We start from the raw sequence: 25,568 nt of genomic DNA on the forward strand, positions 1-25,568 counted from the left end.
GGGACGTTCTTAAACGACTAGTTAGGCGAGGGGCGTGGATTCCCATTCGCCGGTGGGGTGGGGGATATCGAAGGCCCGGTAGCCGCAGTCGTAGGCGTGGGCCTGGGCCTCGCGGATGTTCCAGCAGATGTCGCAGGCGCGGTGCGCGTCCGAGCCAAAGGTGATGGGCACCTCGGCATGGGCGAAGCGGCGCAACAGCCCGGTCGCGGGGTAGTAATCGTCGAGCCCCTTGCGCGGTGCGGCGGTCGAGACCTCAACGCGGCGACCCGTATCGTGGGCGCATTCGGCCATCTGCTCCCAAAACGGCGCGGGGTCAAAGTCGGGTGCAAAGCCGTCCTTCGAAAAGCGCATGACCAGGTCGGGATGGGCCATCGCGTCAAAGTTGAGTGAGCTTTCGCAAGCACGGCACCAGTCGTCGACGTAGCACTCCCACACGCCGCGCACGCCTAAGTTTTCCCAAACATGCAAGTTGGTATCGTCGTCGATCCAACCGCAAAGGGAATCGGGTGTATCGGGGCGCGCGACGTCCTCTGTCCCTGCCGTGCCCGCGGCGCCTGCCGCAATATCGCCCGGGTTGCCAATCCAGTGCACGCTGCCCAGACGTACGACGGCGCCCTGGGACCAGTGCTCTACCAAGGGCTCGCAGCCCTCGTACCAATCGCATTCAAAACCGTAGATAAAGGTGAGCTCCGGCGCAATCTGCGCGGCGAGTTTGCGGGCGTCCTCAAAGGCCAAACGATGTGCCGGCAAGTCGCCCTCGACGACCTGCACCTCGCAGTTAGCATCCACACTGGCGGGCAGGGTAAGGTGGTCGGTCGAGACCATGACGCGGCAGCCGGCGGCAGCAGCGGCACGGACGTTGTCCTCGAACGAGGCGTGCCCGTCCGAGAACGAGGTATGGGTATGGCAATCGACCAGCGGGCAGGCGGGCATGGCGACTCCTTTGCATTTGGTGAATCCGCTCCATTGTAATGGTGCAGCTCTCAACACGCCGCGCACGCCGGGTGCCGAAATCGAGTGGAAAGGCGGGGCGGCGCGTGCCGGCGCCGGCGACTACTTGCTTCGTGCCGCCGCGCGTTTGGCCTGCACTGTTACCATCGCGTGTCTCACGGCGGTGATGGGGCGATAGCGGATCATACGCGGTCCCGACCAACGCATAACCTCGCGGATCTTCTCGCGCATGGCAGGCCGGTAACAATGCGAAGGACATGCCGAGCAAAATGTCTTGGTGCCCATGTGCGGGCAGTGCTCAATGCGCGCGATGGCGTATTTCTGCAGCTCGGCGCATTCGGGGCAGAGCGTAATGGTTCGAAGGCCGAGTTTCACGCGCACGGACTCATCGCCGCCAGCCTGTTCGACCACATGCCCGCCGCCATGATGCCCACGACACCACAGCGCAATCATCTGCGACACCATTTGGGCCTCACGCTCACGTTTGCGTGCTAGCTCCGGTGTGTCGACTGGGCGCGCCATTAGCTCAGCCTCCCGTGCTCGACCGAAAGCGAGAAATCGGCAAACGCGCAGGTGCTGGCACGGTGGCTCACGAGCACAATGGTCTTGCCGCGGCGCTTGAGCTCGTCGATTGCCTGCATCACGGACGCCTCGTTGAGAGCATCGAGCGCGCTGGTGGGTTCGTCGAGCAAGATGAAGGGTGCGTCGTTGAGGAAGATGCGCGCAAGGCCGATGCGCTGGCGCTCGCCGCCCGAAAGCGAGTCGCCCAGCTCGGCAACGGGCGTGTCGAGTCCCTGCGGCAGACGGTCGATGAGCGTGGTGAGTGAGGCGGAGCGGCAAGCGTCGAGCAGCTCGGCATCGGTGGCGTTGGCGTGCGCGACCAGCAGGTTCTCGCGTACGGTGCCGCAGAACAGATGCGTGTCCTGGGTCATATAGGCCTCGTGGCTGCGCAGGCTCGCCGTGTTGATGTGGCGGGCATCGACGCCGCTCACCGTGATGGTGCCGGCTGCGGGGTCCCAAAAGCGCATGAGCAGCTTAAGCAGCGTCGACTTGCCCGAACCCGAGCGCCCCATGATGCAGGTCATGGTACCGGGCGCAAAGGTGCAGGTCACGTCGTCGAGGATGAGACTCGCAGCGGTGTCGTTCGCGACCTGCTCTGTGGCGCCCGCACCGCCCGCGTCCACGCCGCCCACATAGCTAAAGCTCACATGCTCGGCTGCGGCGCCGGCAAACTCAACGTTCTGTCCATCGGCGACCTCGGCGCACTGGGGCTGCTCGTCGAGCAAATCGAGCACGCGTGCGCCCGAGGCGAGCGTCTCCTGCAGTGAGGCGCCCAGGCGGCTCACGGCCATCACCGAGCCAAACGACGACACAAAGGTAAAGACGGCGACAAACGCTGCGGCAAAGTCAATCGTTCCCGCAGCCACCAGCTGCAGCGCACGCCCGAGCATCACCAGATTAGCCACAAGAATAAGCGCATCGGCTACGGCCTCGCTGACCGCCTGGCGGCGCTTGAGGCGCGCGTCCACGGCGCCGACTTGCTCGGTCAGCTTGCCCAGGGCACGGCTGCGATCGGTGCCACCGGCAAACTGGATGGTCTCGCCCGCGCCGCGCAGACTGTCGAGTACAAAGGCGCCCAGCTTACCGGCGCCCTCGCGGCTCTGGCGGCCGGTGGTGCCGCATGCCTTGGCCGAGGTCAGGGGCAGCAGCACGCCCAGGACCGCGTAGGCCACGAGCGCGATGCCCGCGAGCTCGGGGCTCACAGCCAGCAAAAAGCCCTCAAACACAACGGTGCAGACCAGAGCTATGGCAATGGGCGAGATGGTGTGCGCGTAGAAGACCTCGAGCAGCTCGATATCCGAGGTGACCAGGCTCACGAGCTCGCCCTTGCCGCGGCCCTCGAGCTTGGCGGGGGCGAGCTGGCGCAGGGCGCCAAACACCAGGTCGCGAATGTGTGCGAGCAGACGGAATGCGATGTAATGGTTGCAGAGCTGCTCGCCGTAGTGGAGCGGCCCGCGCGCGATGCCGCAGGCGGCACAGGCCGCGCATGTGACGATAAGACCAAGCCCCAAGGCGTTGCGGCCCAGCGCGGCCATAAGGCCAAGGGCGCCAAAGGCCGGCACGAACGCGGCGGTGAGCATGCCAATGCTGCCCAGCGCGACGGCTAGCACAAGCCAGCCGGCAAGCGGTCGGACGAGCCCCATCATGCGCCACATGATGGACGGCGCCGAGCGACGGGCGCGGCCGGAGTCAGGCACCGCGGCAGCGGAAGACGAGCCGGCACCGTTGAGGCCATCGGTACGGGCGGTGCTGCCGTCAACAGCCTCAACCGCGCCGGCATCCTCGGCATCACCCTCCGCATACGCATATGCCGAGAGCTGCTCCTGGCTGTTCCACATGCGCGCATAGGCGCCCGCGGTTGCCAAGAGCTCGCCGTGAGTCCCGCGCTCGGCAATGCGACCGCGTTCCAGCACCAGAATCTGGTCGGCGTCCACGATCGTCGACAGGCGGTGTGCCACCACAATTACAGTGTGCTCGCCGGCAAGCGATGCGATGACCTCGCCGATCGCGGCTTCGCTCGCAGCGTCCACATTGCTCGTAGCCTCGTCAAACACATAGATCGGCGAGTCGTGCAGCAGGGCGCGTGCCATGCACACGCGCTGGCGCTGGCCACCCGAAAGGTTGGTGCCGCCCTCGTTAATCACCATGTCGAGCCCGCCGTTGGCCTGCACAAAGGCCGCCACGCGCGTGCGGCCGAGCGCGCGCAAAAGCTCGGCGTCGGTGGCGTTGGGCTGGGCGAGCAGCAGGTTGTCGCGCAGGGTGCCGGCAAACAGGTAGCCGTTGGTGGGCACCAGCGTGACGGCGCGCATGAGTGAGGCGGCCGTGGCATCGCGCAGCTCGACGCCGCCAATGCGAACGCTGCCACGGTAGGCACCCTTGCGGCCCGCGATAATCCCCGCGAGCGTGGACTTGCCGCCGCCGCTTTCGCCCACGAGTGCCACGAGCGAGCCGTGCGCAATGGTCGCGCTGGCGCTGTCCAGCACCGTGCGGTTGCCGTATGCATAGCTCACGCCCGCGAGCTCGATATCGCCGCGACCGTCAAGCTCAACATCGCCGCGCTCGGGCTCGGGCGTATCCAAAATGCCAAACATGCGGCGCGAGGCGGCCATGCCGTTCATGGCCGTGTGGAACAGCGATCCCAGGCGGCGCATGGGCAAAAAGAACTCCTGCGACAGAAAGACGATGAGGAAGGCCGCCTCAAAGCCAATCTTGCCCGTGGCGAGCTGCAGCGCGGCTACGATAATGCCGAGCGCGGCGCCCATTTAGACGACCAGGTCCATAACGCAAATGGAGCGCAGCTGCATCACCAGCAGGCGCATGGTCGCTGTGCGGAAACGCTCGGACTCGGCGTTGATGCGCTCGTGCCAGCTGCGATCGGCCTGGTAGACCTTAAGGGTGGTGAGACCCTGCACGGCCTCCAGGAACATGCCGCCCAGATCGACATAGCTGCCCCAGTACTCGGCACCGATCTTTTTGGCGTTGCGCATGACCATCATGATGGAGACGGGGATGACCGGAACGCAGGCGAGCAGCAGCGCGGCAGGAAGACCCGCCTGGCCCACGAGCAGTACAAACAGCGTGATGGGTGCCAAGCCGGCAAAGAAGAGCTGCGGCAGGTAGCCGCCAAAGTACACCTGGAGTTGCGTGGCGCCCTCGACGCTGGTCTGGACGGCCTCGGCGGTGGGGACGGTCTCGGTGTAGGAGGGGCCGAGTGCGGTGAGCTTGTCGTAGACGAGCGAGCGCACGCGGCGGACGGCCTCGAACGCGGCCCTGTCGCCGGCGCGTTGGGCCAGGTAGATGGAGGCGGCGCGCGCGATGATGGCGGCGGCGAGCGGCGAGGCCGCCTGTGCGAGGGCATCGACGGCGAGCGCGGCGGAAAGGCCGTCCGTGACGATGCCGCCCAAGATGCGCGCAAGCACCCACATCACCGTGATGTTTGCCATGAGCGCGATCCACTTAAACAGGACGCTTGCCATAATGTAGGGCGTTGCCTGCGGAACCAGGGAGAAGAGCCGCTTCTCGAACATGAAACCTCCTATGCCGTAACGGTGCCGGTCGGGGTCCTCGGCAGCCGCTTAGTTAGCCAAATGCAACTAGAGTAGCATCGTGCAGCCTGTAAGTATGCCGAGGGTAATTTTTTGGCCGATGAACTGCGTAGAAAGTTCAAAATTGTTGAGTGTAGTGAACTTTGTGGTGGACGGAGTGCGAGCGCAATTCTGATCGTGCGCGGCCCCGCTCCAAAACATGTACATCAGCCTCCAAAAGCTGCAAAAAATGACATGTTTGGAGGCTGGCGTACATGTTTGGATAGGGGCGAGGGCGGCGACGGACGAAAGTCACGCCTGTGCCACGTCCGATGTGCTAGCGTTTGGGTGAATAAAACGAGCCCGTGCGGAAAGGATCCGGACCGTATGCAACGTGGAAGTACATCTCCGCTGTCCCGCGAGACCGATGCACCCGAAACTATCGTCAAGCTGGAGTGCGACATCGACGATGCGTCGCCCGAGGTGCTCGCCTATGCCGCGGACCGCCTGCGCGAGGCGGGCGCCCGCGAGGTGCACTGGTTGCCTCTCTACTGCAAAAAAGGCCGCCCCGGTTGGCAGCTGCAGGTAATCTGCGCCCGCGAGGACATTGACCGTCTGCAGACGATTATCTTTTTGGAAACCACCACGAACGGCATCCGTCGCCAGGTGATGGAACGCGTCTGCCTGCCGCGTCGTTTTGAGCAGGTAGCGACGCCTTGGGGCGAGGTGGCCGTCAAAGTAGCCACCCTGCCCGACGGCAGCGAGCGCGCGGCACCCGAGTACGAGGATTGTGCCCGTCTTGCCCGCGAGCACAACGCGCCGCTCCAGCGCGTGATGCAGGCGGCTCAGAGCGCGGCGCTGCGATTTGAGTGATGCGGGCGAGTGACGTGCCGCGCCAATCCAATTAACCCCACCGAAAGGACCACCCATGAAATACCTCATCGCCTCCGACATCCACGGCTCGGCATACTGGACCGAGCGCCTGGTCGCCGCTATCGAATCCGAGCAGCCCGACCGCATCGTTCTGCTGGGCGACCTGCTCTACCACGGCCCGCGCAACGACCTGCCGCGCGACTATGCCCCCAAGCGTGTGATTCCGCTGCTCAACGCCCTGGCCGACCGCATCATCGCGGTGCGCGGCAACTGCGACGCCGAGGTCGACCAGATGGTCCTCGACTTCCCCGTCATGGCCGACTACGCCACGCTGTTCGACGAGACCGGCCGCGAGCTGTTCCTGACGCATGGCCACGTCTTTGGCGCTGGCATGCATAACAGCGTTGATCACGCGCCCGCGCTGCCCGAGGGCTCCGCGCTCGTCTACGGCCACACGCACATCAAGGTTAACGAGGCAAGCGAGGCGCACCCGGGCCTGTGGCTCTTCAACCCCGGCAGCGTGAGCATTCCCAAGGACGGTACGCACAGCTATGGCATCTACGAGGACGGCGCGTTCCGTCACGTGATCCTGGAGGAGGAATAACCATGGCAGAGCAGCTGGCTCAGCAAAATGCCGAGGGCTCGCGCGACCTGTCCACGCTGGTAGACGCGTCGGCCGAGCTGCAGCATCTGGTGCAGACCATCTGGCGCCTGCGTCAGCCCGACGGCTGCCCGTGGGACCGCGAGCAGACGCACCGCAGCATTGGCAAGAACATGATCGAGGAAGCCTACGAGGCGCTCGACTGCATCGAGGCCGACGACGCGGCACACCTGCGCGAGGAATTGGGCGACGTGCTCATGCAGGTCGTACTGCATGCGCAGATTGCGGCGGATGCCGGCGAGTTTTCGCTGGCCGATGTGGCGCGCGATATCGACGCCAAGCTCATCCGTCGTCACCCGCACGTGTTTGGCGATGCGGATGCCGACAACTCCGACGAGGTGCTCAAGATTTGGGACGAGGTCAAGCTTGCCGAGAAGGCCGCCAAAGACCAGGCCGTGGCGGCAGTCGGGGCCGCACCCGAGGGTCTGCTCGACGGTGTGCCCACGCACCTGCCGGCGCTGATGCAGGCTCAGAAGGTGTCGCGCAAGGCGGCTGCCGTGGGCTTTGAGTGGGAGACGGTCCAGGACGTGTGGGACGAGGTTGCCGAGGAGCGTGCCGAGTTTGAGGCCGAGGCTCCCGGTTCTCCCGAGCGCGAGATGGAGTTTGGCGACCTGCTCTTTGCCCTGGTCAACGTTGCGCGCAAGGAGGGAATTGACGCCGAGAGCGCCCTGCGTGCCAGTACGGCAAAGTTCCGCCGCCGCTGGGCCGCGATGGAGCAGATGGCGGCCGACGCCCACGTGGATCTGGCCGAGCTTTCGACCCACGGCCTCAATGACCTCTGGGATGCCGCAAAGGCAGAGGAGTAAGACTGCGGGGGCGACGGGACGGACTTGTCCCATCGCCCCTATTATTTTTAAAAAGATTGTATCCCTTGGCTAACTTAGGGCATAATGCAAAAAGTGCGATAAGGCTAACTTATGAACCTGCGCGCCGCTGTAGCGTGCAAGCCGTGTCGCCAAGCATTCAACCCGTTTCCAAGTGAGAGGGAGACAACATGAGCGATATTTTGGACGTCTACGGTCGCGAGGTGCTCGACAGCCGCGGCAATCCCACCGTCGAGGTCGAGGTCGTGCTCGAGGACGGCAGCTTTGGCCGCGCAATGGTGCCTTCGGGTGCTTCGACCGGCGCCTTTGAGGCATGTGAGCTGCGCGACGGCGACAAGGGCCGCTATCTGGGCAAGGGCGTTTCGCAGGCCGTCGAGCACGTCAATAACGAGTGCGCTAACGCCGTCGTGGGCCTCGACGCCTTCGACCAGCGCGCCGTCGATGCCGCGCTGATTGCCGCGGACGGTACCCCCAACAAGACCAAGCTCGGTGCCAACGCCATCCTGGGCGTGTCGCTGGCCGTCGCCCGCGCCGCTGCCGAGTCGGCGGGCCTGTCGCTGTACCAGTACCTGGGCGGCGTCAACGCCCACCTGCTGCCCACGCCTATGATGAATATCCTCAACGGTGGCGTCCATGCCGACAATAACGTTGACTTCCAGGAGTTCATGATCATGCCGGTGGGCGCCCCGAGCTTTGCCGAGGGCCTGCGTTGGTGCGCCGAGGTCTACCACACCCTCAAGGGCGTGCTGCACGAGGCCGGCCTGGGCGGCGGCGTGGGCGACGAGGGCGGCTTTGCGCCCAACCTCAAGACCAATGCCGAGCCGTTCGAGTACATCACCAAGGCCGTGGAGAAGGCCGGCTTTAAGCCCGGCGTCGACTTCATGTACGCCATGGACCCGGCCTCGACCGAGTTCTACAACGCCGAGACCGGCATGTACGAGCTCAAGGGCGAGGGCGTGGAGTACACGAGCGCCCAGATGGTTGATTACTGGGAAAAGCTCGTCGACACCTATCCCATCATCTCCATCGAGGACGGCATGGCCGAGGAGGACTGGGACGGCTGGGTTGAGCTCACCCGTCGCATTGGCAACAAGGTGCAGCTGGTGGGCGACGACCTGTTCGTCACCAACACCGAGCGCCTTAAGAAGGGCATTGAGCTGGGCGCCGCCAACGCGATCCTGGTCAAGGTCAACCAGATCGGTACGCTCACCGAGTCGCTCGAGGCCATCGAGACCGCCAAGGAGGCCGGTTACGCCTGCATCGTGAGCCACCGCTCCGGCGAGACCGAGGACTCCACGATCGCCGACCTGGTCGTGGGCGTCAACGCCGGCCAGATCAAGTCGGGCGCCCCGTGCCGCAGCGACCGTATCGCCAAGTACAACCAGCTCATCCGCATCGAGGACGAGCTTGAGGGCAGCGCGCACTACGCCGGCAAGGCCGCGTTCTACAACATTCGATAAACAGACGAGCTTGGCGGGGAGGGACAGACTCGGCTTTGCCCCGCTTCAGTTAGATGCTACAGAGCGCTATCGGGCGCTGGGCCGTATGGCTCAGCGCCTTTTTTATGTCGAGCAAAGGCTGGCGAAGGCGGTGCGCATGCTCGTGCTATAACTAAAGGACTTAGCGCAAACAAACCTCAACCGCACAAGGCGCACATGGATCAGATTTACGACAACAGGTACTATTCCGCCGGTTCGCGCGAGCCGTCGCCTCGCCCTGCGCGCACGGTGCAGCTCGGTGGGTCCGCCTACGCCGGCGCCGACCGCTCCACGCAGCGCCCGACAAGTACCTCGCGCCCCAATGCTCAAGTGAATACTTCGACAGATGGACCAGTACGTCCGACACGTTCGTCGCATTCGTCGCGTCCGTCGGCCCAGACGCACGACAAATCGAGCAGACCTTCGAGCCGTCTTTCGGGCTCGGACTTTATGCGCTACGCCAACGACAATGCGGTGGTCAAGGCGATCTATGACTTTACGCATGGATCTCTGCGCCCGCTGTTTATCGGTATCGTGGTGGCGCTGGCGCTCGTGAGCCTGTATTTCCCCGTGCGCGACCTGTACGTGGCAAAACGCTCGAGCGACATCTTGGTCAAGCAGGTTGAGATTCGCGAGCAATATAACGACGAGCTGCAAAAAAGCGTCGAAAAGTTGCTCTCGGAGGAGGGTATCAAGGACGCGGCGTCCGAGGACCTGGGCCTGGTGATGCCCGGCGAGAAGAAGATTGACGTGCTAGGCTTGGACGACGATTCGGACTCGTCGTCGAGCAAAAAGTCCTCAAACGCCAAGAAGGCCAGCGAAGTGGCCAAGGAAATCGAAGAAGTCGGCAAGGACGCGCCGTGGTACATCCAGGCGCTCGACATGCTGTTTGGGTTTAACGGCGTCGAGGGTCAAACGGTCGTGTCCAACGGCAAATAGCGCCCGGAGGGGAGCCCGCAATGACAAATTGCAAACGCTATAAGGTGGCCGCGATCGACCTGGGAACGGTGTCGTCGCGACTGGTGTTGGCCCAGGTCGAGGGCGGGGCGATTGTGGAATCGTCCAAGCATACCGAGATTACCGACCTGGGCGAGGGCGTGGACGCGACGGGGCGCTTTTGCGAGGCGGCTGTCGAGCGTGTGCTCGCTGCGTGTCACATGTTTGTGGACGAGGCCCGTGCCTTTGGGGCCGTGTGCGTCTGCACCACCTGCACGAGTGCCGCGCGCGATGCGTCCAATGCCGCGCTGCTGCTGGACGGCCTGCGCGATCTGGGGCTTGAGCCACAGGTGATTCCGGGTGAGGTCGAGGCGCGCCTGACGTTTTTCGGCGTGGCGCACGACTTTGCCGGCGAGCGCATCATTGTTGCCGATTCGGGCGGCGGATCCACGGAGCTCGCGACTGGCGTGTACGCGCCGGAGCGCGGCGTCTTTGCGCTGGAGGGAACGCGCTCGCTGGACATCGGTTGTCGCCGCGTGACGGAGCGCTTTTTCTCCGCGTTGCCGCCTGCGGATGGCGAGCTTGCTGCCGCTGCCGCGTGGGCAGGCGAGCAGTTTGCCGCCTATTTTGAAGGCCTGCCCAGCGACTTTGAGCGCGCCGAACGCCTCGTTGCGGTGGGCGGCACCGTCACCACGCTCGTGGCACTCGTTCACGAGCTGGAGCCGTATGATTCGAGCTTTGTGCACCTGCGCGAGCTTTCGATGGAGCAGGTTTCGGCTGCCATCGAGCGTATGTCCGCGCTGGATGTTGCGGGCATTGCCGCGTTGCCGGGCGTACAGCCCAAGCGCGCGGGCGTGATCTTGGCTGGTGCCGTGGTGATTCGCGAGCTTATGCGAGCCGGCGGCTACGACATGCTCACCGTAAGCGAGAACAGCCTCCTCGCCGGCATGGCCGCCACCATCAACGAGGTTCTCGACGGCGCGACCCCCACCATCGCCTGGACCCCGAGCCTGAGCACCCTTTAAAAGTAGTCAAAAAGCTCTGTCCCAAATGAGCTGCTCTGCAGTTGACGGCACCTAAAAGAAACGAGCCCGCATCCCTTGGGGACACGGGCTCGTAGACAATACGTGGTAGGGGCGGTGGGACGTCTGCGCATTTGCTGCGCAAATGCGCACCGGCTTCGGCCGCCTGTCGGCGCCCTCGCCGGCTCGCTACGGACGCTGCGCGTCCGCTTGACGCTCGCCCCCTCGCGGGTTCGAGCCCCACCGGCGTCCAAAAGAAACGAGCCCGCATCTCAAAGGGACACGGGCCCGTAAAAGCCATATGGTAGGGGCGGTGGGACTCGAACCCACAATCCTTGCGGCGAGAGATTTTAAGTCTCCTGCGTATGCCAATTCCGCCACGCCCCCGTGAGACTAGAAGTCTAGCACAAGCCGTCCGTTACGCGTTGACGGCCATCGAGTGCTGGCCTGACTTTTCCAAGTACTCGGCAAACTTGGCTTCGTCGCCCTTGTTCTGGTACTGCAGGGCCAGCAGGTACTCCAAGCGGCAGCGCTTGACCGGGTCGTCGCCGACATCCTCGAGCATGCGCTCCAGCTCGGGAATGTCGTTGTGACGCTTGAGGATCATCGTGTCGTACATCAGCTGGCACTCGTGCGCGACCGCCTCGGCCTGACCGCCCTCAAAGCCCTTGATTTCGTGCAGCAGCTCCTTGGACTTTTTGCGGTCCTCCTGGCCAACGTAGTAGTTAAAGGCCTTGATCACCAGGTCGACGCGCTGCATCTTGGGCAGGTTGAGTCCCAGCAGCAGGTCGAACATCTCGCCGGCGCGCTCGTGGTCCTCGCGCAGCAGATAGGAGTTCAGACGCAGGTAGTCGCGGTTGTAGCGCGGGTACAGCATGCTGGTGAGTTTGCCGTCGAGCAAACGATCGAACTCGTCCCACTGTTTGGCGGCCATCAACTGTTGCAGGCGTTTAAACGTAGTGCGTTTTTTGACGCTAAAGAACACCGACACGGCGATACAGATGATAACGACGGCGGTCCAGAGTGTGCGGGAATCGGGCATGTTAGGATCCTTAGTCGCTCATAAAGCGAGCGGTATGACAACACGTACTAGATGTATTATACGCAGCGCACAAGCAAACTGGCATAAAAGCTCATCGAGGCTGAGTGCCATCGCTCGCTGCGGTACACTTACCTAAAGTAAACCATGAAGGGAGACATTACCTATGAAGAAGATCGTTTTGGCTTGCGGTGCTGGCGCTGCTACTTCCACGCTCGTTGCCCAGAAGGTCGCTACCATGCTCGACGCCAACGGTTATGCCGGCAAGTATGAGATCGTGCAGTGCGCCATCTCTGAGGCCAAGGACGCTTGCGACGAGGGCGCCGACCTGCTGATCGCCACCACCGTTGCCCCCGAGGGCCTCACCTGCCCGTACGTGAGCGGCGTGCCCTTCATGACCGGCATGAACCGCGTCGCTGCCGAGAAGGCCGTCCTCGACGTCATGGCTCAGTAGGCGCTGACTGTATGAGTGAGCAGAACGCCAATCCGGTCGAGCTCTTTGGCATGCGCGTTGCCCATGTGGGCATTAACGCCACCGACCCGGCAGATGCCCTGGAGATCGCGGAGCTGTTCTCGACGATGATGGGCCTGCCCGTTATCGAGACCCCGGTTTCGTACTTTAACGATTCGCTGATCGAGGTCATGAAGCAGAACGGTCGTGGCACCAAGGGCCACATCGGCTTTGCCGTCAACGACATCGATGCGGCCGAGAAGTGGTTTGCCGAGCGCGGGCTCGAGGTCAACGAGGAGTCGCGCGTGCTGCTGCCCGACGGCGGCACCAAGCTCGTGTACTTTAAGCGCGAGTTCGCCGGCTTCGCCGTGCACCTGTGCCGCGAGTAGCGCACAGGCTGCTATAGCTAACGAAAAATGGGGTAAGGCCACGTGGCCTTACCCCATTTTTAATGCCGAGAGGGTGACTGACGGGCTGCCGTAAAACGAAGGTGAATGCTTTTCCGCGAAGTGAACGAGTGAAATCGGACCCCTGGAGCATCGACACTTTGGAGGCACCGTTTCCTGCGGTTTCGTAAGGTTTTTCCTGCGGTTTTGGCGTCAAAAAGTGTGGATGCTTCGGGGGTCCAAAATAGGTCGTTCACTTCGCGGAAAAGCATTTACCTTCGATTCGTGAGAGACGCCCCTACCGCGGCAGGCGAATCGTAAAGCGGCTGCCGACGCCCTCGACTGAGGTCACGCCGATGACACCGCCATGGCTGTCGACGATCCACTTGGCAATGGCGAGCCCCAGACCCGAGCCCTGCGCGCCGGCATCGCGTGCGTTGTCGGCGCGATAGAACCGTTCAAACGCGTGAGCTGCGGATTCCTGGTTCATGCCGATACCCTCGTCCTCAACACTTATGTCGATCGTGCCCGCGCCCGCATCCGGCGTCACGCCAAACGAGATGGATGTGCCCGCGTCCGAATACTTGGCGGCGTTCTGCACGATCACGCGCAGAGCCTGCTTCACGAGCGCCACGTCAACGGGCGCGTCGCAGCGCGGGTCGCTGGTAAGTGCGGCATCGTACGCCAGTCGATATGTGTGCGCGGCATCGATCATCTGCGATTCCTCGCATACCTCGCCGACCAGTGCGGCCAGGTTGGTATTCGCACGCCGCAGGACCGTGCGCCCGGCATCGCCGCGTGCCAAAAACAGCAGCTGCTCCACGAGCTCCTGCATATGCTCGCTTTCGGCCTTGAGCGAGGCAATGGACTCTGCCAGCACGTCCGGGTCGTCTTTGCCCCAGCGGTCGAGCATGTTCACGTAGCCCTGAATCACCGCGATGGGCGTGCGCAGCTCGTGGCTCGCATCGTTGACAAAGCGCATCTGCTGCAGCTTGGCCTCTTGCATCTGGCGCAGTAGGCGGTTGAGTGCAACCTCGATGCTTGCCAGGTCGGCGTCGCCGGTAGTGACGCTCGGCGAGTCGACGCTTGCGCGCTCGATGGCCTGCTCCAGTGTTTCCATCTTGCCGCCGGAGAGCTGCATGCGGCCGAGTTCGTCCACGCGCAGGGCCAGATCGTTGAGCGGCGCCATGGTGCGGCGCACGCGGCGGGCGCCGCCGAGCATGTTGAGCACGCTGATGACCTGCCCACCTGCAACGACAAGATAGAGGGGCCACAGCGCGATGAGGTCCTGCGCGAGGGGGAAGGTCTTGGTGGTGCGCGCAAGCTCGACGGTATAGGTGAGCGTGGCGGTGTCCCAGCCGTGCGCGGGCGTCAGCGACATGCCGCGAACGGTGGCGCTGGGGATCCATCCTGCGGTAAACGCGCCGTTGGGCAGCGTCTGGTTGTATCCATAGACGAGGATCGCCGCCGCAATAACCAACAGTAACAGATCGAGCCAGATGTGGCTCATCAAGCGGCGCCACATATAGCTCCAGTTGATGGCGCGGGCGATGGAGGTGACGCGCTTGACCTCGGCGTTACGCACGGCAGACATAGCCCACCCCGCGCACGGTTTGGATGATGCGGGCACCGCCGGCGTCTTCGATCTTGGCGCGCAGGTGCGCGATGTGCACGTCGACGTTGTTGGTGTCGCCCACGTATTCGTAGCCCAGCGCCTCGTGCGCGATGCGCTCGCGCGTGAGCACGGTTTCGGCATGCGTCATAAGCAGGGCGAGGACGTCGAACTCGCGGGCCGTGAGCGCGATGGGCGAGCCGCCGACCGTGACTTCGCGGCGGTCGGGATCGAGCGCGACCGAACCCACGGTGAGCGCGGCGGGGGAGGGCGCGGCAGCGGTCTGGGCCGTGTCGGTTGCCGGGGACATTGTGGCGATACCGGCGGCCGTGCCGCTCGCTACGCCAGCCCCGGCGCTGGCGCCGCCAACGCCCGAAGCCGCTCGCACGGCTTCCGAGCGCTTCAGTGCCACGCGGATCCGTGCGAACAGCTCCTCAATCGCAAATGGCTTGGTCAGGTAATCGTCGGCGCCGGCATCGAGCCCGGCCACTTTGTCCATCACGGCATCGCGCGCGGTGACCATAATCACCGGCACATCCTTGTGCTTGCGGACACGCCGCAAGACCTCCATGCCGTTGAGCTGCGGCAACAGCACGTCGAGCAGAATTAGATCGTAGTCGCGCTCCAGCGCCAGGTCCACGGCGGTGCGGCCATCGGCGGCGTGTTCCACCTGGTAGCCCTCGTGCTCCAGCTCGAGCGTCACAAAGCGGGCGATTTTCTCCTCGTCCTCTACGATCAGGATCCGTGCCATGCGTGCCCCCGTCTGCGATTACTTGTCGTCGTTGAGATTTTGCTTGATGTCGTCCGCGGCGTTAGCAGCGCTATCCATAAGGTTGTTGATGCTGCCGGGCACGTCGCCGTCGCTGTCGATGCGGTAGCGCATGCCAAAGAACAGGCCAATCAGCATCAGCCAAATCGTAGCGCCCCAGGCAAACAGCGCGACGATGGGGATCAGGATGGGGATGTTGAGGATGATTGCATCGCGGCGCGTGGCGATAAACTTGGTGTCCAGGCTCAGGCGGAAGAGCTTTTTGAGGTACTCCCACACGCTGTCCATCTTCTTGGAGAAGTCGGTCTTTTCGCTCGACTTTTCGTAGGCTGCCTGCGCGGCGACCATCTCGGCAGAGGGCTCATCGACTGGCGCGGACTCGGTGGCGGCATGCGCCGACGTGGTCTGGGTCTTGGCCTGCGACTCGAGCCAAATGATGGCATCCAAAACGTTGCCGTCGGCAGCGTCGAGCGCGGCCTTGGCATCGGTGTAGCTCACGCTGCACTTGGTGCGGATGGTTTCAACTTTTTCGAGGTCGTCCATGACCCGTCCTTTCGTTCGATGGGCGCGACGCCGGGCAATTTGCTCGGGCGCGAGCGTTGCGTTCGGCGGTCTGCGTTGCGCCGCCCCGCCCTTGGTCGAACTCTATAGTGCAGGTTATAGATTAAGCGATTCTTGAGCCAAGATTAATGTTGGATGAGTTTTTGGGTGGGGCGGAGGCCAAGCGCAGACGAGCGGCTTGAGCCCAAGGATAAATTTGTGTCCGCACGGCGAGATATACTTTTAACTATATTGATGGGCGTGACAGGGCAAAGCTGCCTGGCGCCCGCGAAATCAGAGGGGCCGCCGTGCCGCATGGCACAAACGAGTGGGGTCCCGGCGCAAACAGGGGGTCATACGTGCATATCTACGCTATGAGTGACATTCACGGGTGCTTGGACGCCTTTAAGGCATCGCTTTCCACCATCGACCTCGATGCCGAGGACTCCAAGCTGGTTTTGCTTGGCGACTATTGCGACCGAGGCCCCGATTCACTCGGGGTCTTCGAGCTCGTCATGGACCTGCAAAAGCGGTACGGCGATCGCGTCGTGGCGCTGCGCGGCAACCACGAGGAGATGTTCCTCGAGTACATTGACGAGGTAAACGACCTTAATTTTACGCAGGCATGGATACTTGCCGACAGCAATCTGGCAACGGCCAAGAGCTTCTTAGACGCCGAGGCATTCAAGCACGTTAGGCACCTTTTGAGGCTCAGGAAGTTCGAGGAGGCCTACGCCTATACGGTTGAACGCATGAAGGCCGAACATGCGGACGTCATCGCGTGGGTTCGCAAGCTCCCTTACTTTTACGAGAGTCCCTTCGGCCAGGTCTTTGTGCATGCCGGCATTGACGAGGGTGCCGGGGAGTACTGGAAGCTCGGCACATCTGACGAGTCGTTTACTATGACGCTGCCCGATTACGTGGGGCGTAAGTTCTACCTAGATGTTATCGCCGGGCATATCAACACCGAGGCTGTCTCGGGCATTGCGGGCTACCGCGGTATCTGGCATGACGGCGCCAGCCATTACTACATCGACGGGAACGTCATGAAGAACGGCGCGGTCGCCGTGCTGAACTACGACTCGGAGACAGAGAAGTACGGCGGGCAAGGGCTGGAGTAGGTTGGCGGGCGATTATTTGCCTTTCAATTAACGCAATGATCTATTAAGCCATTCATTCATTCTTCCAGAAGGATATCTTTTGACCAGCTTTCCTTCCTTTGTCTTTAAGCGAAGTTCGGGTTTGATAGAGATACCGCAGTATTCGGGTTTGATAGAGATACCGCAGTAAAACTGCAGCTCTGCTGCATTCAAGTCTATCTTGTCCAATTTTTTAATATACCGATAAAGGCAATGATATTCGTGCTGTTCGTTGCCTAAGGCGTGGGCGACATCGAGGTAGGCGAGCAGGGAGATGAGTACGTGCCACTGCTGATCTAAAACTTTTTTACCATTCTCGTCTTCAGTAAAGGGGTCAAAGGCGTCGAGTTCAGCAACCGCATCTTTGTCAAAGTAAAAGTGGTAATGTCGCTGATCGTCGGTGCGGCACTTAAGCACAAGGTAGAAAACAGCATCGTCTGCTGATACCTTTTTGCTGTTGTCTTCGCACCATTCATCCCATCTGTCTTCTTTAAGGGCAGATTCTATTTCTTTAAGCTTGTTTTCATTAAGTTTATTTAGCTCAAGTACGGTTTCGCCCAGTATATAGGCCTGGTCTCTATGAGGACTGTTTTCGGAAATATTTTTGCAAGGATTGTTGCACCGTTCAATAAAGCCCTTGACGTCTATTGGATTGGTATAAAACTCTCCGGTTGAAGACGCGTTTTTGCAAATAGTGCCGACGCGGTCGAAAAAATCTCTGATATCGTCCAAATTGGCAAATTCGGCTTCGTCCATATCTGGATTCCTTTCTCATTAGGAAACATGTCTCATTATAGGCACGCTTGCGGTCGTAGCGGCTAGGGGTGCCAGTGCTAGTGAGGGTTCCAGAGAAGGAAGCGGCGCGCCCTCGGAGCAGCAAAGAATCAAGGTCTAATACTTTTCCCGAGAAGTGAACGAGCTAAAACGGGCCCCCGAAGCATCGACACTTTAGGAGTGCCGTTTCCTGCGGTTTCGGTACTGAAATCCTGCGATTTTGCCGCCGAAAAATGCGGATGTTTCAGGGATCTAAAAACAGCCGTTCACTTCTCGGGAAAAGTATTAGACCTCGATGGCGGGGGATGGGGTGCCAGTGCAAAACGGCGTCAAGGGTTGGTCGAGCAGGTGGTTTCTCCATTGATGTCCGCACGACATGGGACACTTCCCCTGCCGCCCTGCTATGTCGCGGCGGCATGTACCCAAACAACGACCCTCTAAGGAGTTCGATATTGATGAGTGACAACACCAAACATCTCGCAAAGAAATGCGTCAAGGACGCGGGGCCGTGCCTCGCGCTGTGCGTAGCCGGCGCAGCGGTCGCGCTGCTGGCTGTTCTGGGGCCGTTCGACGTGCTCCGAAGTACCAGCTCTCTGCACGTTTGCATGGCCTTTGCCGGCGCAATGATGACCGGCGGCGTGCTCGATCTGATTTTTTGGGTGCTCGACCCGTTTGGATGGAAGAACGAGGGGTAAGCCCTGAGGGATGGAAGGGCTGGAACGGTTGGCTTAGTGATCGTGCAGAATGTGGGCTAGCGACTTACAGGGAAGTGGTGATCCGATGACGGTCTATGTGACGGGCGATATTCACGGCGGCCTCGACATGCAAAAGCTGCGCGATTGGGATCTTGGGGAAAGCCTGACGAGCGACGACTATCTCATCATTGCCGGCGACTTTGGCTTTCCGTGGGATTTCTCTGCCGAGGAGTGCGCCGACATCGCTTGGCTGGAGTCGCGCCCCTATACCGTGCTGTTCGTCGACGGCAACCACGAACGTTTCGACCACTGGGTGGAGCGACCCATGGAGTTGTGGCACGGCGGACTGACACAGCGCCTGTCGGACACCTCGCCCATACGGCGCCTGACGCGCGGCGAGGTTTTTGAACTCGACGGCTCAACGGTCTTTACCATGGGCGGCGCCACGAGCGTGGACAAGGAATACCGCATTCCGTATTCCAGCTGGTGGCCGCAGGAGTTGCCGGGTGAGCGCAACTTTGAGGAGGCACGGACGAAGCTCGACAGCGTGGGCTGGAAGGTCGACTACGTGGTCACCCACACCTGCTCTACGCGCATGCTTTCGCCCACGCTCTATCCGGCGCCCGGCTGGAATTGCCCCGCCGTCGATCGACTTACGGCATTTTTTGACGAGTTGGAAGACCGCTTGGACTACAAGCGCTGGTATTACGGGCATTTTCATCGGGATGCCAACCCGACCGAGCGCCATACCGTGCTCTACGACTGCATCGTTCGCCTGGGCGACGAACTCCAGCCTTGGGATGTTGCGTAGGGGTGGGGCGTATTTGGCTACTCGGCCGTTACAGTGATGTTCTCTCGGTGCGCGCGGATAACATCCCAGCTAAAGTGCTCGACCAGCCGCTCGGCAGAGCGCGGCGTGGTGTCCGGCGCGATGCCCGTTTGCCCGGCGAGCCAGCCCAGCAGCGCTTCGGGCGTGCCAAAGCGGGCGCGGAGTTCGCCCAGGTCCAGATCGCGATCTCGTTTGGAAAGGCGGCGGCCGTCCGGTGCCATGAGCAGCGGAATATGTGCGTAGTGCGGCGTGGGCAGTCCCAACAGGTGCTGCAGATAGATCTGGCGCGGCGTGGACCCCAGCAGGTCGCATCCGCGCACGACCTCGGTGACGCCCATGGCGGCGTCGTCGACCACCACGGCTAGCTGATAGGCAAACACGCCGTCGCTGCGGCGGACCAAAAAGTCGCCGCACTCGGTGGCGAGCGCCTCGCATTGGGCCCCGTACGTGCGGTCCACAAATTCGATCACGTCGTCTGCGAGGTCGTCGACGGTGGGCACGCACAGACGTGTGGCCGGGGCGCGCAGGGCGCTGCGGCGGGCCACCTCCTCGGCCGAAAGACTTCGGCAGACACCACGGTAGATGGGCGTGCCGTCGCTCGCGTGCGGTGCACTCGCGGCGTGGAGCTCGGCGCGTGTGCAAAAGCAGGGATAGGTGAGGCCGGCGTCTTTCAGCCGGCGCAAGGCGCTCTCGTACAGGTCCAGGCGGTCGTGCTGGTAGTAGGGGCCTTCGTCCCACTCCAGCCCTAGCCAGGCCAGGTCGTCAATCAATTGGGCGGCAAATTCCGGGCGCTTGCAGCGATCGTCCAGGTCCTCAATGCGTAACACGATGCTGCCGTCCTGGCTGCGGGCCGAAAGCCATGCGCACAGGCAGCTGAACACGTTGCCCAAGTGCATACGGCCCGAGGGCGACGGGGCGAAGCGCCCCACGACGGGCGCGGGAGCGGCCGGCGTCGTTGGCGCGTCGGCGGCGGGTGTTGCTATGTTGCGTGCGTTGATGTCCATGCGGACGAGTATAGCGCGGGGCGCGGTGGGGGAGACGCTGCCGTGGCCTGCAAGTTGCTGAGGCCGCGCGTTGCGCGTGCCGGACCACCGGCTCGGCACCTTAATCGTCGTCAATCAATTTAGCCCTCAAACGACAGAAACCCCGGCAGCTCTTCGCAACTGCCGGGGTTTCCGCGGAAAAGGGGGACATGATCCTCGAGCGGACGGCAAAGGGGCAAACCGTTTTCGCTCAACTGCTTTATGCCCCTCAACTGGCGGCTCAATCAGCGCATGCCGCGCCCACACAAAGCCGCTACACCTGTGATGGAGCTATGAAGTGGTATCTATTGCCGGAGCGGGCTATGCCAAGGAGTGTCCCAGATTGCCGGCAGATAAGGAACGTCCCCAGGTGCCGGCGGCGGGCGTGACTTTCGTCCCGTTTGATACTCCGCTGGCCTAGATGTTCGTCACATGAACCCGCAAACGTGGGACAATGACGCTGTTGGTATCACAGACAAAGGATGTGCCTATGAACGCCCCCGTTGCCCAGCCCTGTCGGCAGCGCCGCCTGTTTGCGCGATTCGCTTCCGTCTGCGCACTCGTCGCGCTTGCGTTGTTGCTGCTGCCTGCCGCCGCGCACGCCGACGGCTACTCCATGAGCCAAACCTATATCGGCGCCACGGTCGAGGCCGATGGCTCGCTGACCGTTGTCGAGGGACGCCAGTTCGATTTCGACGATGACATTAACGGCGTGTATTGGGATATCAATACAGGCTCTAACCAGCAAGGCGGCTCGGTGGTCGTCAATGTGCTGAGCGTCGAGGAAGACGACACTGCGTTTAACAAGGTCGACAGCGCAAACAAAGGCGACGACGGCGTTTACACGGTGGAGCAGTCCGACGACGGCGTAAAGATTAAGGTGTTCAGCCCTCACGAGAGCGGCGACAGCGCAATCTACTACGTGAGTTATTCCATGACCGGTGCGGTTATGAACTGGGCCGATACCGCCGAGCTCTACTGGAAATTTGTGGGTGACGGCTGGTCTGCGGACTCCGATGACGTCGAGATGGAAGTCTACTTTGCAAATGCCGCTGCCGGGACGGCTGCCGTCAAGGGCGATAACTTCCGCGCATGGGGCCACGGCCCGCTGACGGGCGACGTGTCGCTCGATGCGGACGAGCCCATGGTCACCTATACCATTCCCTGCGTGCATGAGGGCGAATTCGCCGAGGCACGCATCGCCTTCCCCAGCGACTGGGTGCCGCAGCTTGCCGTCTCGGGCGAAAAGCGCATGTCGACGATTCTGAGCGAAGAGAAGGAATGGGCCGACGAGGCCAACGCTCGCCGTGAGCACGCGCGTGCGGTTGCCGGCGCGATTGCCGTGGTGTGTGTTGTCGTGGCGGTTGCCTATACCGGTGTGATCGTGATGCTTAAGCTGCGCAGGTCCAAGCCCAAGCCGCTCTTTCAGGACGAGTACTTCCGCGATGTGCCCTCGGCCGACCATCCCGCGGTGCTTGCAGCTCTCATGAGCTGGAACGACGTGCCCGATCAGGCATATATCGCCACGCTTATGAAGCTCACCGACGACCGCGTGATCAAGCTGGAAGAAGCGACCGAGACCAAGAAGAAGGGTCTGCTCCGTCGCGAAAAAGAGGAGCAGACGTATCGCATCACAGTGACCGACGAGGCCTGGAAGGCTGCCAAGAAGGACGGCATCGATCGCGACGTGCTCAAGGTCTTCTTTGCTGGCGTTAAGCCCGATAAGGACGGAGTCCGTTCGCGCACGTTTAGCGAGCTGGAGGAGTACGCTAGCGAGCGCACCACATCTGTTGGCGACAAGCTCGAGGACTATCAGAGCACAGTTAAGGGCAAGCTGGAGGCGCGCGAGCTTATTGCATCGGATGGCACTATCGCGATGGTGGCCGGCCTGGTTCTCGGCATCATCATTGTCTTTGGCATCCTGGGCTCTCTGTTCTATACCGACTTTGCGGACGCCAACGTCGGTGCCGCTATGATCTCGATCCCCGTTACGATCGTGGGCTTTGTCCTGAGCTGCACCTTCCGCCGTTACACGCCGGAGGGCGCCGAGGTGGCGGCTCGCTGCAAGGCGCTCAAGCATTGGCTCGAGGATTTCACACGCCTAAAGGAAGCCGTCCCGGGCGATCTGGTGCTGTGGAACAAGCTGCTGGTGATGGGCGTTGCCCTGGGCGTTTCGAAAGAAGTGCTGCGACAGCTGGCCGAGGCCGTGCCTGCGGACCTGCGCAACAGCGATGATTTCTACGACAACTACCCCTGCTACTGGTGGTATTACCATCACTACGGCAACGAGTCTCCGCTCGATTCGTTCAACGATGTGTATCACGAGACCATCCGCGAGTTGGCTTCGAGCTCCGATAGCTCGAGTGGCGGCGGTGGTGGCGGCTTCTCGGGCGGCGGAGGCGGCGGCGTCGGCGGAGGCGGCGGCGGAACGTTCTAGCGAGCGCTTGCTTTGGGGTGGATCTTTCTGGGCGGTTGCCAGGGAAGATTCATCCCATTTTTGTGCATCGAAACGGGTCAAACTTTCCGCTGCGGACCTTCGCGCAAGGGGCAGTGGACAAAAAATGCCAAATATGAGTACTGTTGCTGCGTTGGTCACATATGTTTGCACATAATAATGGGCTCCTAATGAGAGTACTTCTCGTTAGGAGCCCATTTTATTGAACATTTGGGGAGTTACGTCAGCTCGTGCAGCTGGTCGTCATGCCTATAAGCATCAAAAATGCCCCGAATCGCTGCTACTAAAAAGGTAACAGTACTCATATTTGATGTATTTTGACCACGGCTATCTACAAACCCCCTAGGCCACTCATTGGGGACAGACTTAAATGACTAGTTGTTGGGGATCAGTCATTGGGGACGTTCTTAAATGACTAGTTGTGGCTGCTTGGGCTAGGCTGTTAGGTCGAGTTCGTAGAGAAAGCTTTCGCGCGGCATGTCGTGACGACGCTCTTCGCGGTTGGCGCGGTGCGTGGCCGTGCGCTTAAAGCCGTGCAACTCGTAGAACTTCCACGAGCAGTTGGAGTCGGTGTACAGGTGTGCGCTGGTCGCCCCGCACGAGGACAGATGTGAGATTGCGGCGTCGAGCAGCACCGATCCCACGCCCAGGCCGTGGACGTCAGGGTCGACGGCGAGCAGCGTGACCTCATTGTCATGCGGCAGTGGGCTTTTCTCGAGCAGGCGGTTGTTGGTTCGAATGGTGGCGCGCACAAACGAGAGATACTCGGCGCACGACTCGGGTTCTAGCTCACGCATCTGCGACAGCAGTGTACGCTCAGTATCCATCCAATGTTCCCTGACGGCGGTGCCGGAGCTCTGTCCCGCACGCGCAAGCGAAATGCCGCGCGCCTCGCCATCTATAACTGCAACCTGCGAAAACGTTGAGGAAGAAAGGCAATAGGCGAGGTCGCACGCGGCTTCGAGGCGGTTGTACTCATCGTTATCCGAATTGTTATGCCAAAGCTGCTGCAGAATCAGCGCGATGGCGTCGAAGTCTTCGGTGTCAAACGGTCGGTAGAGAACCCGCGAGACCATAGTGCCTCTTTCTTTTGCGGATGCATATCGAGCACAGTTCTACCACGCCATTGGCATCTAATTATGGTGCCCCTGTGTTCCATGAACTCACCGCGCCCGGTGCTGCGCCCATGCCCTCCGCTCGCAAGCTTTTTCTGCACATGCGACCGTTGCGGGGTGCATCGACGCGCTCGATGCGCTACATTAAATCAGTATTTTCAATGCCGCTGCGCGAGCGCTGCAGATCGACGTATCACCGACTCACAGAGCACGGCGGCGTACCAGACAGGAGGACTGCATGGGATCTGATGTGAAGATCGCACGCGCGTTGATCTCGGTTACCGATAAGACGGGCGTCGTCGATTTCGCACGGACGCTGGTCGATGACTTTGGCGTCGAGATCATCTCTACGGGCGGCACGGCTCGTGCCATCGAGGACGCGGGCGTTCCCGTAACCCCCATCGAGGAGTTCACGGGCTATCCCGAGATGATGGACGGCCGCGTTAAGACCCTGCACCCCAAGGTTCACGGCGCGCTGCTGGCCCGCCGCGATTCCGAGCAGCACATGCAGGAGGCCGCTCAGCACGGCATTAAGCTGATCGACCTGGTCGTCGTCAACCTGTACGAGTTCGAGAAGACCGTTGCCAACCCCGAGGTCACCTTCGCGGATGCCATCGAGCACATCGACATCGGCGGTCCCTCCATGCTGCGCTCTGCTGCCAAGAACGCCACGAGCGTTACCGTCATCTCCGATCCGGCCGACTACGACGCCGTCCTGGCCGAGATGCACGAGACCGGCGGTTGCACCACGCTTTCCACCCGTCGTCGCCTGCAGGTGAAGGTCTACCAGACCACCGCCGCCTACGACACGGCTATCTCCCGTTGGCTTGCCGCCCAGGCAAGTGACGTGGCGGATACCTCTGCCAAGCTCGAGATTTCGCTGGAGAAGGTCGACGACCTGCGCTATGGTGAGAATCCTCAGCAAAAGGCTACGGTCTACCGCTTTGCCGAGGGCTGCGAGAACACCGCGAGCTCTCAGTTCCCGCTTGTGGGCTCCGAGCAGATCCAGGGCAAGCCGCTCAGCTACAACAACTATCTGGACGCCGATGCCGCTTGGAACCTGGTCCGCGAGTTCGACGAGCCGGCCTGCGTGATCCTCAAGCATCAGAACCCCTGCGGTTCCGCCGTTGCCGAGGACATCACGGCCGCCTACGACCGCGCTTTTGCCTGCGATCCCAAGAGCGCCTTCGGCGGCATCATCGCCTGCAACCGTGAGGTTCCCTTTGAGCTGGTTGAGCACTTTGCCGATCAGAACAAGCAGTTCGTCGAGGTCATCATCGCCCCGAGCTACACCGATGAGGCACTCGAACGCATGGCTAAGCGTCCCAACCTGCGCGTGCTGGCTACCGGCGGCGTGGACCACGGCGCCCAGGTGGAGCTGCGCTCCATCGACGGCGGCATGCTGGTGCAGGAAGTTGACCACGTGACCGAGGATCCCGCGACCTTTACGTTCCCCACCGATCGCAAGCCCACCGACGCTGAGATGGCCGAGCTCGAGTTTGCCTGGAAGGTCTGCAAGGGCGTCAAGTCCAACGCCATCCTGGTCTCCAAGGGCAAGGCCGGCATTGGCATGGGCCCCGGTCAGCCCAACCGCGTTGACTCTGCGCTGCTTGCCTGCGAGCGCGCCGAGGACTTCTGCGAGCGCGAGGGCGTGGAGAAGGGCGGCTTTGCCTGCGCAAGCGACGCGTTCTTCCCGTTCCGCGACAACGTCGACGTGCTTGCCGCACACGGCGTGACCTGCATCATCCAGCCCGGCGGCTCCAAGCGCGATGACGAGAGCATCCAGGCCTGCAACGAGCATGGTATTGCGATGGTCTTCACGGGTGCCAGGCATTTTAGGCACTAGGGCTTTCCCAAGCACCCGACCTTGCCCCTCAAACCGTCGCTTGCGTACATTTAGTACGCGGCGCTC

The 25,568-nt window shown here is 61.8% G+C and carries 24 protein-coding genes and 1 tRNA gene; 13 read left to right on the forward strand and 12 right to left on the reverse strand.

What is annotated here, in order from left to right:
• Positions 1 to 21: 21 nt before the first annotated feature.
• The 4 genes from DXD24_RS03855 to DXD24_RS10245 all read right to left on the reverse strand — a co-directional run bounded on the left by DXD24_RS03855 (position 22) and on the right by DXD24_RS10245 (position 5,039).
• Positions 22 to 933, reverse strand: a complete 912-nt coding sequence (locus DXD24_RS03855) for a PHP domain-containing protein (RefSeq protein WP_117646210.1) — start codon at positions 931 to 933, stop codon at positions 22 to 24.
• Between the two features lie 120 nt (positions 934 to 1,053).
• A complete protein-coding gene (locus DXD24_RS03860) occupies positions 1,054 to 1,473 on the reverse strand; it encodes a nitrous oxide-stimulated promoter family protein (protein ID WP_089573587.1) in 420 nt (139 codons plus the stop codon).
• The gene (locus DXD24_RS03865; RefSeq protein WP_233502318.1) at positions 1,473 to 4,274 is read right to left on the reverse strand and encodes an ATP-binding cassette domain-containing protein; all 2,802 of its coding nucleotides are present in this window, start codon (positions 4,272 to 4,274) and stop codon (positions 1,473 to 1,475) included. The genes DXD24_RS03860 and DXD24_RS03865 overlap by 1 nt, the downstream gene beginning before the upstream one ends.
• The gene (locus DXD24_RS10245; protein ID WP_233502319.1) at positions 4,275 to 5,039 is read right to left on the reverse strand and encodes an ABC transporter transmembrane domain-containing protein; all 765 of its coding nucleotides are present in this window, start codon (positions 5,037 to 5,039) and stop codon (positions 4,275 to 4,277) included.
• Positions 5,040 to 5,423: 384 nt separating this feature from the next.
• Here DXD24_RS10245 and larC point away from each other — a divergent pair, with 384 nt between their 5' ends.
• From larC to DXD24_RS03895, 6 genes are all read left to right on the forward strand, one after another.
• Positions 5,424 to 5,909, forward strand: coding sequence for a nickel insertion protein (larC, locus tag DXD24_RS03870; RefSeq protein WP_233502320.1), 486 nt, complete (start codon positions 5,424 to 5,426; stop codon positions 5,907 to 5,909).
• A gap of 55 nt (positions 5,910 to 5,964) precedes the next feature.
• Positions 5,965 to 6,513: a phosphodiesterase gene (gene yfcE, locus DXD24_RS03875; RefSeq protein ID WP_117646212.1), complete on the forward strand. Its 549-nt coding sequence runs from the start codon at positions 5,965 to 5,967 to the stop codon at positions 6,511 to 6,513.
• Positions 6,514 to 6,515: 2 nt separating this feature from the next.
• Positions 6,516 to 7,376, forward strand: a complete 861-nt coding sequence (gene mazG, locus DXD24_RS03880; RefSeq protein WP_117646213.1) for a nucleoside triphosphate pyrophosphohydrolase — start codon at positions 6,516 to 6,518, stop codon at positions 7,374 to 7,376.
• A 188-nt stretch (positions 7,377 to 7,564) separates the two neighbouring features.
• Complete coding sequence (gene eno, locus DXD24_RS03885; protein WP_117646214.1) at positions 7,565 to 8,854, forward strand: phosphopyruvate hydratase; 1,290 nt, start codon at positions 7,565 to 7,567, stop codon at positions 8,852 to 8,854.
• A gap of 195 nt (positions 8,855 to 9,049) precedes the next feature.
• On the forward strand, positions 9,050 to 9,811 hold the full coding sequence (locus tag DXD24_RS10250) for a septum formation initiator family protein (RefSeq protein WP_233502321.1): 762 nt from the start codon (positions 9,050 to 9,052) through the stop codon (positions 9,809 to 9,811).
• A 20-nt stretch (positions 9,812 to 9,831) separates the two neighbouring features.
• On the forward strand, positions 9,832 to 10,833 hold the full coding sequence (locus DXD24_RS03895; RefSeq protein ID WP_117646216.1) for a hypothetical protein: 1,002 nt from the start codon (positions 9,832 to 9,834) through the stop codon (positions 10,831 to 10,833).
• A 299-nt stretch (positions 10,834 to 11,132) separates the two neighbouring features.
• Here the strand turns inward: DXD24_RS03895 and DXD24_RS03900 are convergent.
• Positions 11,133 to 11,217, reverse strand: a tRNA-Leu gene (locus DXD24_RS03900).
• A 31-nt stretch (positions 11,218 to 11,248) separates the two neighbouring features.
• Positions 11,249 to 11,872 carry a hypothetical protein gene (locus DXD24_RS03905; RefSeq protein ID WP_117646217.1) on the reverse strand — a complete coding sequence of 208 codons (624 nt, stop codon included), beginning with the start codon at positions 11,870 to 11,872 and terminating at the stop codon, positions 11,249 to 11,251.
• A 163-nt stretch (positions 11,873 to 12,035) separates the two neighbouring features.
• Between DXD24_RS03905 and DXD24_RS03910 the strand changes: the two genes are divergently transcribed.
• Together DXD24_RS03910 and DXD24_RS03915 are read left to right on the forward strand one after the other, a co-directional pair.
• Complete coding sequence (locus DXD24_RS03910) at positions 12,036 to 12,323, forward strand: PTS sugar transporter subunit IIB (RefSeq protein ID WP_055252380.1); 288 nt, start codon at positions 12,036 to 12,038, stop codon at positions 12,321 to 12,323.
• Positions 12,324 to 12,334: 11 nt separating this feature from the next.
• Positions 12,335 to 12,709, forward strand: coding sequence for a VOC family protein (locus DXD24_RS03915; protein ID WP_089573578.1), 375 nt, complete (start codon positions 12,335 to 12,337; stop codon positions 12,707 to 12,709).
• 295 nt (positions 12,710 to 13,004) lie between these two features.
• On the opposite strand, the gene DXD24_RS03920 is transcribed toward DXD24_RS03915, so the two are convergent.
• Genes DXD24_RS03920 through DXD24_RS03930 form a run of 3 tightly spaced genes read right to left on the reverse strand, consistent with a single transcriptional unit; the run spans position 13,005 to position 15,630 of the window.
• Complete coding sequence (locus DXD24_RS03920; RefSeq protein WP_117646218.1) at positions 13,005 to 14,300, reverse strand: cell wall metabolism sensor histidine kinase WalK; 1,296 nt, start codon at positions 14,298 to 14,300, stop codon at positions 13,005 to 13,007.
• Positions 14,284 to 15,069 carry a response regulator transcription factor gene (locus tag DXD24_RS03925; RefSeq protein WP_117629962.1) on the reverse strand — a complete coding sequence of 262 codons (786 nt, stop codon included), beginning with the start codon at positions 15,067 to 15,069 and terminating at the stop codon, positions 14,284 to 14,286. Before DXD24_RS03925 ends, DXD24_RS03920 begins: the two co-directional genes overlap by 17 nt.
• An 18-nt stretch (positions 15,070 to 15,087) precedes the next feature.
• Positions 15,088 to 15,630, reverse strand: coding sequence for a DUF4342 domain-containing protein (locus tag DXD24_RS03930; RefSeq protein WP_117646219.1), 543 nt, complete (start codon positions 15,628 to 15,630; stop codon positions 15,088 to 15,090).
• A gap of 356 nt (positions 15,631 to 15,986) precedes the next feature.
• Between DXD24_RS03930 and DXD24_RS03935 the strand changes: the two genes are divergently transcribed.
• The gene (locus DXD24_RS03935; protein ID WP_117646220.1) at positions 15,987 to 16,748 is read left to right on the forward strand and encodes a metallophosphoesterase; all 762 of its coding nucleotides are present in this window, start codon (positions 15,987 to 15,989) and stop codon (positions 16,746 to 16,748) included.
• A gap of 27 nt (positions 16,749 to 16,775) precedes the next feature.
• Here DXD24_RS03935 and DXD24_RS03940 read toward each other — a convergent pair whose 3' ends face one another.
• On the reverse strand, positions 16,776 to 17,522 hold the full coding sequence (locus DXD24_RS03940; RefSeq protein ID WP_117646221.1) for a hypothetical protein: 747 nt from the start codon (positions 17,520 to 17,522) through the stop codon (positions 16,776 to 16,778).
• A gap of 473 nt (positions 17,523 to 17,995) precedes the next feature.
• Here DXD24_RS03940 and DXD24_RS03945 point away from each other — a divergent pair, with 473 nt between their 5' ends.
• Positions 17,996 to 18,235 (forward strand): hypothetical protein, encoded by a 240-nt coding sequence (locus tag DXD24_RS03945; protein ID WP_117646222.1) that lies wholly within the window; start codon positions 17,996 to 17,998, stop codon positions 18,233 to 18,235.
• 85 nt (positions 18,236 to 18,320) lie between these two features.
• Positions 18,321 to 19,046, forward strand: coding sequence for a metallophosphoesterase (locus DXD24_RS03950; RefSeq protein WP_117646223.1), 726 nt, complete (start codon positions 18,321 to 18,323; stop codon positions 19,044 to 19,046).
• 17 nt (positions 19,047 to 19,063) lie between these two features.
• On the opposite strand, the gene gluQRS is transcribed toward DXD24_RS03950, so the two are convergent.
• Complete coding sequence (gluQRS, locus tag DXD24_RS03955; RefSeq protein ID WP_271728931.1) at positions 19,064 to 20,068, reverse strand: tRNA glutamyl-Q(34) synthetase GluQRS; 1,005 nt, start codon at positions 20,066 to 20,068, stop codon at positions 19,064 to 19,066.
• 508 nt (positions 20,069 to 20,576) lie between these two features.
• Between gluQRS and DXD24_RS03960 the strand changes: the two genes are divergently transcribed.
• Positions 20,577 to 22,523, forward strand: coding sequence for a DUF2207 domain-containing protein (locus tag DXD24_RS03960; RefSeq protein ID WP_158550141.1), 1,947 nt, complete (start codon positions 20,577 to 20,579; stop codon positions 22,521 to 22,523).
• 452 nt (positions 22,524 to 22,975) lie between these two features.
• Here the strand turns inward: DXD24_RS03960 and DXD24_RS03965 are convergent, their stop codons facing one another.
• Positions 22,976 to 23,617 (reverse strand): N-acetyltransferase, encoded by a 642-nt coding sequence (locus DXD24_RS03965; RefSeq protein ID WP_117646225.1) that lies wholly within the window; start codon positions 23,615 to 23,617, stop codon positions 22,976 to 22,978.
• Between the two features lie 277 nt (positions 23,618 to 23,894).
• Here DXD24_RS03965 and purH point away from each other — a divergent pair, with 277 nt between their 5' ends.
• A complete protein-coding gene (gene purH, locus DXD24_RS03970) occupies positions 23,895 to 25,502 on the forward strand; it encodes a bifunctional phosphoribosylaminoimidazolecarboxamide formyltransferase/IMP cyclohydrolase (RefSeq protein ID WP_117646226.1) in 1,608 nt (535 codons plus the stop codon).
• The last annotated feature ends 66 nt before the right edge of the window (positions 25,503 to 25,568 follow it).

The sequence above is a fragment of the Collinsella sp. TF12-2AT genome (genome assembly GCF_003436735.1).
Taxonomy (GTDB): Bacteria; Actinomycetota; Coriobacteriia; order Coriobacteriales; family Coriobacteriaceae; genus Collinsella.